Source organism: Micromonospora lutea, from assembly GCF_016863535.1.
GTDB lineage: Bacteria > Actinomycetota > Actinomycetes > Mycobacteriales > Micromonosporaceae > Micromonospora > Micromonospora lutea.
The window spans coordinates 21,477-32,696 of the sequence record NZ_BOPB01000024.1 but is presented as its reverse complement, the minus strand read 5'-3'; the positions used below and the strand labels follow the sequence as shown (position 1 = coordinate 32,696).

Genomic DNA, 11,220 nt, shown 5'->3' with positions numbered 1-11,220 from the left:
GGCCCCCCGGCCCCCGGCCCCGGCCCCGGCCCCGGCCCCCGGCCCCGGCCCCCGGCCCCGGCCCCGGCCCCGGCCCCGGCCCCGGCCCCGGCGATCATGCAGTTGTGGTTCCTGGTTCATCCCGATTCGCGGCTCTTGTGCGGTGCCACAACTGCATGATCGGCGCTGGTGGTGGGGGTGGGGGCGGGGTCGGGGGTGGGGGTGGGGGTGGGGGTGGGGGTGGGGGTGGGGCGGGTGGGGAGGACTAGGGGGCCGTGGGGGCCGGGGATGACGCGGACGTGGGCGCGGTAGTGGCGGGACAGCAGGTCCTCGGTGAGGACTTCGGCAGGGGTGCCGGTGGCGACGATCCGGCCGTCGGCCAGCAGCACCATGCGGTCGGCGTACTCACCGGCGATGGAGAGGTCGTGCATGGTGGCCAGCACCGTCAGGTTGTGCGTTCGACGGAGCTGGTCGACCAGTTCGAGGACCTCCTGCTGGTGACCGATGTCGAGGGCGCTGGTGGGCTCGTCGAGCAGCAGCAGGGTGGCGCCCTGGGCCAGCGCCCGGGCCAGGAAGACCCGCTGCCGCTCGCCACCGGAGAGGGTCGCCAACTCCCGGGCGTGGAAGCTGGCGAGGTCCAGCCGGTCGAGCACCTCGTGCACCACGGCGAGGTCGGCGGCGGACTCCCGACCAAGCGGCGGGATGTACGGGGTGCGACCGAGCAACACGTAGTCCAGCACGGCCATGCCGGGCGGTACGACAGGTGCCTGAGCGACCGTGGCCACCACCCGGGCTCGATCCCGGCGGCGTAGCTCACCGAGCGGCGTACCGAAGAGCCGGACGGCGTCCGGCGTGGGAAGCAGGCCGCCGACGGCGCGCAGCAACGTCGACTTGCCGGCCCCGTTGGGACCGATCACCGTGACCCACTCACCGGCGCTGACGGTCAGGTCGATGCCCGCGAGGATCGGTGCGCCGTCCAGAGTGATCCGCAGGTCGCGCAGATCGACGGCGGGGACGGGCAAGGTCATGTCAGCACCCGTCGGGCCGAGCGCAGCACCACCACGAAGAACGGGCCGCCCAGCAGCGCGGTGACCACCCCGATCGGGATCTCCTGCGGTGCGGCGGCGGTCCGCGCCACCACGTCGGTCAGGGCCAGGAAGGCACCCCCGAACAGCAGCGACAGCGGCAGGATCACCCGGTAGCTGGCCCCGGCCAGCATCCGTACGGTGTGCGGCACGATGATGCCGACGAAGCCGATCAGGCCGGAGGCGGAGACCGCGGCAGCGGTACCCAGCGAGGCGGCGGCGACCAGCAGGTACCGGGACCGCTGCGGGTGCAGGCCGAGGCTGGTCGCCTCGTCGTCGCCGACCGAGAGCACGTCCAGCTCCCGCCGGTGCAGCAGGATGATCAGGCTGGTCAGCAGGAAGTACGGCAGGACCAGTCGAACGTCCTGCCAGCCGGCGGTGGCCAGCCGCCCGAGCAGCCAGGAGTACACCTGCTGGATGCTTTCCGCGTGCCGTTGCAGCAGGTACGTCTGCCCGGCGCTGAGGAACGCGGAGACGGCCACCCCGGCGAGGATCAACGCCGCCGGTGAGCGGCTGCGGCCACCGGCGGCACCGAGCAGGTAGGTCATCGCCACCGCGCCGAGGGAGCCGACGAAGGCGGCCAGCGGAATGGTGACTGGCAGTCCGCTGAGGGCTCCCCCCGCGCCAACCCCCAGGGTCAGCACCACGGTGACCGCCAGCCCGGCCCCGGCCGCGACGCCGAGCAGGTACGGGTCGGCCAACGGGTTGCGGAACACCCCCTGGTAGGCGCCACCGGCCAGGGCGAGCAGTCCGCCGACCAGCAGGCCCAGCACCACCCGGGGTAGCCGAAGCTCGGTGACGATGGCGATTTCCCGCTCGGTCAGCCCGCTCTCCAGGCGTACCCCGGGCAGCAGGTTCAGCAGTTCGATCGCGACGCTGCCGGGCGGCAGGTTGACCGGGCCGAGCGAGACGCCGACCACCAGCGCGACGAGCACGGCGAACACCCCGGCCGCGAGCCAGCGTTTCTGCAGACCCGCTGGCCGGGAGGTGACCACCTTCCCCCCGCCCGACGGTAAGGAAGGGCCCCTTGCTAACGCCTGGTGCATAGGAAGGGCCCCCTGCTAACGCCTGCCGTCGGTCACTCGGCGGCCTTGGCGGTGGCGTCCACGATGGTACGGAGCAGGTCCACCACGCGCGGGCCCCAGCGCGAGGCGATGTCGTCGTCGAGTTCCACGACCTGGCCCTGCTGTACCGCGGTGAGCGCCGCCCAGCCGCTGCGCGCCTTGACCGTCGCCGCGCTCTGCTGGCAGCACTTGACGTCGGAAAGGAAGATGAAGTCCGGGTTCGCGTCGACGATCACTTCCTGGGAGAGCTGCGGGTAGCCGCCGTTCTTGCCATCGGCGTCGGCCGCGTCGGCGATGTTCTCCAGCCCGGCCAGCGCGTAGATCGAACCGATGTAGGTCTTGCTGGTCGCGGTGTACAGCTCTGGACCCAGCTCGTGGAAGTAGGTGAGCCGTTCGGCCCGCTGCGGCACCTCGGCCACGAGCTTCGCGATGTCGTCCTTCATCCGCTGGACCACGTCGGCCGCCTCGGTGGCGTTGCCGGTGAGGATGCCCAACTCGGTGATCTGCCGGTACGAGTCGTCGAGCGTCTGCGCCGCCGGAGTCTGATAGACCGGAATCTTGAGCGTGGTGAGCTGCTCGACGATCTTGTTGCGGTCGTCGCTGAGCACCACCAGGTCGGGGTTCTTCGCGGCGACCGCCTCGGCGTTCGGCTGGTAGCCGGAGAGATCCGTCTTCGGTGCGTCGGCGGGGAAGTTGGACTGGTCGTCGACCGCGGTGACCTGCGGACCGGCACCGATGGCGAAGAGCATCTCGGTGGCGGTCGCCGACAGCGAAATGATCTTCTCGGGTCGCTGCTCCAACGTCAGCTTGCCGACGGTCACCGGGAAGGTGGCGGCACTCGGGTTGTCACTGGCGGCGGGGGTGTCGGAGGTCTTCTCGGCGCAGGCGCCGAGCGCGAGCGCGGCCACCGCAAGACTGGCGGCGAAGATCTTGGGGGTACGTCTGAACATCGGTCCTCCTGTCGGTCGAGGATGTGCTGCTTCGCCGACAGGGAGCCGAGGCACCCGTCCGCGAGGCGCCCTTCCTCGAGAGCGCGGTTCGCGACCGCGTCCCAGGCGACCTGGCTCGTCCCCGGTTACGGGGCATCACAGTTGCGGGACAGCGCCGGTGTCTCACCGGCTTCGCTGGAACGGGTCGGTAAGACCGTAGCGCACGGTGCGGCGGAACCTCGCGGAGCAGGCCGTCGCGCTGCCGCAGGCTCGGCCACGAGTCGCCGGGAGAGGGCCGGTATGCCCGTTTGCTCCTTGGCCCGGGGCCCCGCCGCATTTCCTCGCGGGGCCCCGGGGTGACTTCAGGAGGAGGTGATGGTGACGTTGTCCACAGCCGCTTCGACGAGGCTGGCGGTCGAGGCGTCAGCGGCCTCGACCAGGATCCGGACCGACTGGCCGGCGTACGGGGTGAGGTTGAGGCTGGATGTGGTCCAGGCACCGTTGCGGTTGCTGGCCGCACCGGACTGGGTGAGCAGGGCAGTGGTACCGCCGTTGTGCACCACGCTGACCCGGAAGTAGTCCGCCGAGGACGAGTTCGAGCCGTGCGCCAGGTACCAGGCCAGCGACAACGTCAACGTGCCGCTGGACGGCAACGTGATGGCCGGCGAGCGGGCGCTGGTGACCCCGCCGTCGATGTCGTAGTCGCCCGCACCGCTGCCGGCGAGCCGGCCGGTCACCAGGTCGTTGCTACCCGCGTACGGGGTGAGTTGCTTGGCTCCGCTGGAGTTGGTGGCCTGCGCGGCACCGCGTTCCCACTGACCCGAGGTCGCGGTGTCGGTGCCGTTGGGGTTGGTCGTCCAGCCGGTCGCGGTCTCGAAGGTGTCCGACCAGACCGTGGTCCCGCCGCCACCGCCGCCGCAGTACTGCGCCTGCTTGCCGATGGCCCGGTACGGGCAGTCGGCGTACTCGGTGAGGATGAGCACCGCCTCCCGGTTGCGCGAGGTCTGCGCGGGGATGACCTCGTCGGGCGGGTAGAAGCCGCCGCCGGAGGCCGAGCCCGGATACAGCTCGAAGGTGTACGCCCAGATGCCGTGCGTAGCCCACATCCAGTCGATGCTGCTGCCATCGGTGATGTACAGGTCACTGGACTGCTGCGGGGTGAAGCCGTTGGTGGCCGCCATCTGCTGGCCGATGGTGGCGAAGGTGTTGTACTGGTCGGCGCTCATTCCCGGGGCGGTGTTGTTGTACGTGTAGCCGTACGGCCAGAGCACCAGCTCGGAGTAGGTGTGGAAGTCGATGTTGGCCTTGATCTGCTGCACCCCGCCGACCACCCGGCTGTTGACGAAGTTGCGGAGCGCCTGCGTCTCGGGGGCGGAGAAGGCCGACGGACCCCGGTAGGTGTCCGAGGAGGTCGAGCCGGAGGAGCCGCCGCAGCAGCCGAAGTTGAAGCCCCAGTTCCGGTTCAGGTCGGTGCCGACGTACGACGATCCGCTGTTGGGTTGGCGGTTCTTCCGCCACGACCGGTAGGAGCCGGTGGCGATGTCGTACTCGCTGCCGTCCGGGTTGACCGAGGGCACGATCCAGATCTCCCGGTTGTTGACCAGGTTGGTGATCCGGGAGTCGGAGCCGTAGTTGTCGGTGAAGAGGTTGAGCAGGTAGATCGCCATTTCGACGGTCAGGTGCTCGCGGGCGTGCTGCTGGGAGTTGAACAGGATCTCCGGCTCGTTCTCGTCGGTGGCGACGTTGTCGGAGATCTTGACCGCGACCAGGTCACGACCCTCGTACGAGCTACCGATACTGATCTTCCGCGCGATGCTCGGGTGGTCGGCGACCACCTTGTTCACCGCCGCGATCATCTCCGGGTAGTCGTGGTAGTTCGAGTCGGCCGACGGGAAGCCGAGAATGCCGACGTCCCCCTCGGCGTGGCTGTGCCGGTCGTTCGGCACCGCAGGGATCGCCTCCAGCCGGAAGCCGAGCCTGGTGATCGCGGCGGCTTCGGCCCGGGTGGCCGAGACGTGCAGCACCCCGTGCTCGGAGTAGTCGATGGCGGCGCCCGTACGGGCGACCGCGTTGCGGTCGGCGAGGGTCTTGGGGCCGAGCACCCGGTAGGACACGGCGGCCGATTGTTCGTCCCGGTTGGGCACCGGATCTGCGGAGACCGGTGGCGCGGCGACAGTGAGCAGGCCGAGCCCGGCGGCGAAGATGAGCGCCAGGGCACGGCGGACAGGGATGGAACGGAAGGCCATGGACAACCTCCTGGAGGCGCGGGGATCTCCCGCTCGGTGGCGGACAGCCCACCACCAGTCACATGGTCATATCAACATTGATCGTTGTTTGGTCCATCCCAGCCGGATCCTCACGCCGGCGACATGTTTCCGCCGACCGGCACGCCACGAAACTGGGTGCCAGACTGCCGGGCGTTCAGCCCTTCTCGTCAGCGGGCCGTTCCTCCGCCGCGCCCTCGGCCTGGTCGTCACCGGCCAGCGCGGACCGCAGGCGCTCCTTCTCCACGCGGCGACGCTCGGCGGCGGCGGCCATCTCCTCGGCCATCTCGTCGCGCCACCCCTTGAGCAGGAAGAACGAGACGGCCGCGGAGAACAGCAGCGCCAGGATCAACTTGAGGAAGATGTCCATGTCGACCGGCCACAGGGCCGCCACCACGACCACGAACAGACCGATCCGGCCGAGTGTGTACTTGACCGCCGCACTCACGTTCGTTCGCTCCGCTCGCTCACGTCACCACTCCGTTTCTCCACCGTCCGTCGACGGCACCTCAGCGAATACGGTCTCAGCCGGTCCGGTTGGTCAGCCAACGGACGCCGGGAAACCAGATCATCGCGTACACCACGGTGAACGTGGTCGCGGCGAGCGCGCCGGACAGCAGCGGCGGCAGCGCCGCCACCAGGCCGGCCGCCAGCAGCCCGGAGACCACTGCGATCGCGACGGCCACCAGCGCGGCCACCACCCGGGGCGCACCGAAGGCCCAGGCCCGGAAGTCCTCCCAGAACAGCCAGGTGGGCAGGATGACCGCGAGCCAGCCGTTGGCCTGACCGAACTCACCAGCGCCGAACGAGGCGAAGGCAACGTCGAAAATCACCAGTACCAGCAGCCCGATGACCACCCCGGCCAGGCCGACCCCGAGCAGATCACCCAGGGTCCGGATCCGTCCCTCGGCATCCCGGCGGGGAAACGCGCTCTGCTGCTCCGTCATCGTCGTGCCAGGGTACGCGTCGGGTCAGGCCCAGACCTGCTGCGGCTCGGCCCGGCGCTCGGCCAGCGTCGGCGCGGCATCGTACTCACGGACCACCTCGTAGCGGGTGTTGCGCTCGACCGGGCGGAACCCGGCGTCCCAGATGAGGTGCAGCAGGTCGTCACGGTGCATGGTGTTCGGCGTGCCGTACGAGTCGGCATCGTGGGTGATCTTGTATTCCACGACCGAGCCGTCCAGGTCGTCCACCCCGAAGTTGAGGGACAGCTGGGCCACCGACAGGCCGTGCATCACCCAGAAGCACTTGACGTGCGGGACGTTGTCGAACAGCAGCCGGGAGACGGCAAAGGTCTTCAACGACTCAGCCGGTGAGGCCATCGTGGTGCGGGCCTGAATCCGGTTACGGATCTTGCCGTCCGCCGAGTCCACGAAGTCGTGCTGGTAACGCAGCGGGATGAAGACCTGGAAGCCGCCGGTCTCGTCCTGCAACTCGCGCAGCCGCAGCACGTGGTCCACCCGGTGCCGGGGCTCCTCGATGTGGCCGTAGAGCATCGTCGACGGCGTCTTCATGCCCTTGCTGTGGGCCAGCCGGTGGATGCGCGACCAGTCCTCCCAGTGGCAGGCGTGGTCGACGATGTGCTGCCGGATCTCCCAGTCGAAGATCTCCGCGCCGCCGCCGGTCAGCGACTCCAGGCCGGCGTCCATCAGCTCGTCGAGGATCTCGTCGGCGCTCAGGCCGCTGATCTTCTCGAACCACTGCACCTCGGTGGCGGTGAACGCCTTCAGGTTGACCTTCGGCAGCGCCGCCTTCAGCTCACGCAGCACCTTGGGGTAGTAACGCCAGGGCAGGGTCGGGTGCAGGCCGTTGACGATGTGCAGCTCGGTGAGCTGCTCGTCCTCCATCTCCTTGGCCTTGCGGACCGCCTCGTCGATGCGCATGGTGTACGCGTCCTTCTCACCCGGCTTGCGCTGGAACGAGCAGTACGCACAGCTCGCGCTGCACACGTTGGTGAGGTTCAGGTGCCGGTTGACGTTGAACATCACCCGGTCACCGTTCATCTCGGTGCGCTTGTGGTGGGCCAGCCGCCCCAACCAGGTCAGGTCGTCGCTGGAGTAGAGAGCGATCCCGTCCTCACGAGTCAGCCGCTCCCCCGCGTACACCTTTGCTTCGAGTTCGCGCTTGAGTCCGGCGTCCATCGAAAGCCCCGTCCCCTTCCACCTGCGGTCGCGACCGGGACACGGTCGCCACCCGAGCCTACGTCGGCCGTGGTGGCAACTCACACCGTGGTCAGCGCCAGCAGACTCTCAGCCTCCCGTTATCCGGCCAGACATCGACATCAGTACGCCGGGTGGGGTAAGACAGGGTGGGGCACGCCACACGCTGGTAGCGTCCCGAACCGCCGCGCCGACCGAGCGTGGCAGAGCGGCGCCGGACGGGGAGCGGAATGATCGACAGCGCGGGCGGACGGCGACGGCGACGCAGGCCGGTGGTCTCACCGGTGCTACGGCCGGCGCTCTGGTCCGCCCTGCTCGCTGCGGTCGCCAGCACGGTCCTCGCCGCACCCGCGTACGCCGAGCCGGGCGTACCCGTAACGGTGCCCGACACCGGGTCCCGCCCGGTCGTCACCGGCCCTCTCCAGCTACCCGGCGCGCCCGCCGGCACGCCGGGCCTGGTGCCGTCGCTCGGTGCCCCGGGTGCCAACACGCTGGAAGCCCAGATCAACGCCGCCGAGGCTCGCGTCGCCGAGCTCGGCACTCGCCTGTTGGAACTCGAACAGCAGCGCAACGAGGTGCAGGCCCAGTTCCGCACCGCCGAGCGTGATCTGGAATTCGCTCGGGGCGCGGTCCAGCAGGCGCAGCAGCGCGCCGACCAGGTCGCGGCCGAGGCGATCAAGGCCGCCGCCGCGCTGCCACCCGGCGGTTTCGCCACCGATCTGCGTGACCTGGAGCTGCTCCGCCGGGCGAACCGGGGCGAAAAGGTCGAGCACGCCACCGCTCCGGCGGCCGGTGAGCTGGCCCGCACCCGGGCTGACGAGCAGGTGGCGACGCAGGCGTACACGGCTGCCCAGTCCCGACTCCAAGGCGTCGAGCAGCAGTACACCGCCACCCAGCAGGCGCTACGCGACGCCGAGTCGAAGCTGATCAAGCTGCGTGACGAGAACGCCGCGAAGCTGGTCGAGTTGGCCCGTCAGCAGGAGGCCGCCGAGCAGCGACTCGGTGCCGACTACGGCGACCAGCCGGCCGGTGGGCTGGTCGCCCACCCCACGGCACAGGCCGCCGTCGCGTACGCCCGCAAGCAACTCGGCGACCCGTACGTCTGGGCGGCCGAGGGACCGAACTCCTTCGACTGCTCCGGCCTGATGTGGGCGGCATACCGGTCGGCGGGCTACCGACAGTTGCCGCGAGTCTCCCGGGACCAGTACCGGGCAACCAGCTCGCGGACGGTGCCCCGGGACGCTCTGCTCCCTGGTGACCTGCTCTTCTTCGCCTCCGGCAGCAATTGGCGCAGCATCCACCACGTGGGGATGTACATCGGCGGCGGCAAGATGATCCACGCGCCGACCACCGGTGACGTGGTGAAGATCTCCACGGTCCGCTGGTCCCGGCTCTACGCCGCGACCCGGGTGGTGGGCGCGGTTCCGGCACCGACCTCCTCGCCCACCCCGTCGCAGCCGCCCACCCCCAAGCCGAAGCCGACCCCCAAGCCCACGCCGAAGCCGACGCCCACCAAGACGCCGAAGCCGACGACGTCACCGACCTCGTCGCCCACTCCGTCGGGCAGCACGTCACCGTCGCCGAGTCCGTCGGGGTCCACCACCCCGTCGGCTACCCCGCCGACCACCACCCCGCCGCCGACCCCGTCGACCTCCACCACCCCGTCGCCGACCCTCGGGTCCAGCAGCGTCGCGCCGACCAACTCCGAGGACACGACCGATCCGACCACGGCGGCCAGCAGCACGACGCCGGAGGAGAGCGCCTCGGCCAGCCCGTCGACCGCCAGCGGACGCTGACCACGACCGGTACCGGGCCTACCGGCAGGTGAGCCCCGCAATGCTCTGCCGGCGGCACCACCGCGCCGGTGACCTCGGCCCGCGCAACGCCCGGCCCGCACGGCCCATCGGCACCGGTAGATCTTCAAATGGTGGGCGCCCGACGACATCCGGAACGCTCTCCGCGCTCCGGGTGTGCCGCACGGGCGGAATGTGGCACGGTGTCTCTCAGGCACTTCCGGCCCCGGCGGTACGGGTCCGGTTGCGAGGCGTGGCGCGGAGGCGACGATGACGGAGCACGAGGTTCCGGCGGGACCGGTGACCCCTACCCCCACCGCCACCGCCGACCCGGAACAGTCCACCGGCAACGCCTCGAACCCGTCCGCCGATGAGGCGGCGTCACTCCCAAGGGCTGCCGGCGCCTCACCGTCCGCCGACCGCCCGGCGGCACCGACCCGAGGTCGGGCAGGAGTCGCCCGGGTGACGGCACCCGGAGGCGTGGCGCCTGGCCAGCCACCGGCCAACGCCGGACCGAGCGGCTCCGGAGGGGGCACCACGTACCGGGCCACGGCCACCGCAGGACCGGTGGGCACGAGCGAAGCTGTCACCGTCGACGCCGGAACGGCCGCGGCGACCAGCCAGGCCGGTGTCCCCGGCCAGCGGGACGCGGCGTCGCCGAGCCGGGAGCCGGGGGCACCGAAATCGGCACGGGCCAGCGTCCGGGTACCCGGCCTCAGCCGGGTGAGCGTGGACGAGGCGCAGTCGGCCGGGGCCGGCAGCAAGGCATCCGGTGTCTACCGTTCCGCTCCGGCGCAACCGGAGCCGGTCAGGCCACCGGAGCCCGCCCAGCCACGCGAGCCGGCCGAACCGCCGACGCCACCCACCCCTGAACCGGAGCCCGCACCGCAACCGCCGGCACCCGGACCGGTCCCACCTGCGCCGACCCCGACACCGCCGCCAGTCCCGACCCCGCCGGTGCCTTCCCCGCCAGGCCCGACGCCGCCGGCACCACCGCCGCCGTACCCACCGGGGCCGGTCCCCGCTCCGCCGCCCGGCCCCCGGCCCACGCCACCGGTTCCGGGCCCGCCGACGCCCCCTCCCGGCCCTCCCGTGCCGGCACCACCGCCACCGCCAGGCCCGATGCCGGCACCACCGTTTCCGCCTCCGCCGGCCACCGGGGTCACTCCACCGGCCACCGCCGGCACCACCGGGGTCGCATCCGCCGCCGTAATGCCGTGGACCGTCCCGCCCGCCGTCGGAACCGACCCGGCTCCGGTCGTACCGGCACCGGCGTTGCCCGTCTGGCCGCCGCCGACCAATCCCGCCGGCCGTCGGGACGATCCCACGCCCAGTTCACCGGGGGCGGTGCCGCGGCCTTCGTCACGTCCGGGACTGCGCCCGGGCTCCACCACGCCACTCGCGGCGGTCACCACTCCGGAGAGCGGCCCGGGTACGAACCGACCGCGGTCCGGCACCTCCGAGCCCACCGCGCGGATCGGGACGTCCACGCCCGAATCGAGGCCAGGCGTCCGGCCGCCCGGGGCGGAGCCGACGCACCGTCCCGGTGGTTCCGACCTGAGCGCGTACTACGCCGGGGGAGAAAGTTCGGCGACGGTGGCCTTCCCCACCGGGGAGCAGGAGAACTCTGGCTCGTTGACCGGGCACATCCTGGCTCAGGGCTGGGCGGACACCGCAGCCGAGAGGTCGAGCAGCACACTCCGCGTCGTGATCCTGATGGCGGTCGCGCTGGCGGTGTTGGTGGCGATCAGCGTGCTGGTGGTGGTCTTCGCGAACGACGCGTTCGCAGCCGGGGGCAACGACCTGTCGAGGTGACCGGCTGCTCGCGGAACGTTGGTGAGTCCGCCCACTACCCGACTCCGAGGTGAGTGGGCACGCGTCGGCCGCCGTACACTGGTCGGTGATCACTGACCTGGCGCGTGACTGCGCGCCCATGGGCGTTCTTGC

At 71.0% G+C, this 11,220-nt stretch carries 8 protein-coding genes, 1 pseudogene and 1 riboswitch; of the genes and pseudogenes, 2 read left to right on the top strand and 7 right to left on the bottom strand.

Annotated elements, in window-relative coordinates; genetic code table 11:
* Window positions 1-215 precede the first annotated feature (215 nt).
* The 7 genes and pseudogenes from Vlu01_RS19900 to mqnE all read right to left on the bottom strand — a co-directional run.
* Window positions 216-1,001, bottom strand: a pseudogene (locus tag Vlu01_RS19900) (ABC transporter ATP-binding protein); the annotation flags it as partial.
* A gap of 2 nt (window positions 1,002-1,003) precedes the next feature.
* Complete coding sequence (locus Vlu01_RS19895) at window positions 1,004-2,110, bottom strand: FecCD family ABC transporter permease (RefSeq protein ID WP_204001774.1); 1,107 nt, start codon at window positions 2,108-2,110, stop codon at window positions 1,004-1,006.
* A gap of 32 nt (window positions 2,111-2,142) precedes the next feature.
* The gene (locus Vlu01_RS19890) at window positions 2,143-3,078 is read right to left on the bottom strand and encodes an ABC transporter substrate-binding protein (RefSeq protein WP_204001772.1); all 936 of its coding nucleotides are present in this window, start codon (window positions 3,076-3,078) and stop codon (window positions 2,143-2,145) included.
* A 109-nt stretch (window positions 3,079-3,187) separates the two neighbouring features.
* A riboswitch (cobalamin riboswitch) is annotated at window positions 3,188-3,248 on the bottom strand.
* A gap of 171 nt (window positions 3,249-3,419) precedes the next feature.
* Window positions 3,420-5,303 carry a M14 family metallopeptidase gene (locus tag Vlu01_RS19885; protein ID WP_204001769.1) on the bottom strand — a complete coding sequence of 628 codons (1,884 nt, stop codon included), beginning with the start codon at window positions 5,301-5,303 and terminating at the stop codon, window positions 3,420-3,422.
* A 175-nt stretch (window positions 5,304-5,478) separates the two neighbouring features.
* Window positions 5,479-5,769: a DUF4229 domain-containing protein gene (locus Vlu01_RS19880; protein ID WP_204001766.1), complete on the bottom strand. Its 291-nt coding sequence runs from the start codon at window positions 5,767-5,769 to the stop codon at window positions 5,479-5,481.
* Between the two features lie 76 nt (window positions 5,770-5,845).
* Entirely contained in the window at window positions 5,846-6,268 is a 423-nt protein-coding gene (locus Vlu01_RS19875; RefSeq protein WP_204001763.1) for a hypothetical protein, read from the bottom strand.
* A 24-nt stretch (window positions 6,269-6,292) separates the two neighbouring features.
* Window positions 6,293-7,462 carry an aminofutalosine synthase MqnE gene (gene mqnE, locus Vlu01_RS19870; protein ID WP_204001759.1) on the bottom strand — a complete coding sequence of 390 codons (1,170 nt, stop codon included), beginning with the start codon at window positions 7,460-7,462 and terminating at the stop codon, window positions 6,293-6,295.
* Window positions 7,463-7,710: 248 nt separating this feature from the next.
* Between mqnE and Vlu01_RS19865 the strand changes: the two genes are divergently transcribed.
* Window positions 7,711-9,276, top strand: coding sequence for a C40 family peptidase (locus tag Vlu01_RS19865; protein WP_204001756.1), 1,566 nt, complete (start codon window positions 7,711-7,713; stop codon window positions 9,274-9,276).
* Window positions 9,277-10,869: 1,593 nt separating this feature from the next.
* Window positions 10,870-11,088 carry a hypothetical protein gene (locus Vlu01_RS19860; protein ID WP_204001754.1) on the top strand — a complete coding sequence of 73 codons (219 nt, stop codon included), beginning with the start codon at window positions 10,870-10,872 and terminating at the stop codon, window positions 11,086-11,088.
* Window positions 11,089-11,220 lie beyond the last annotated feature (132 nt).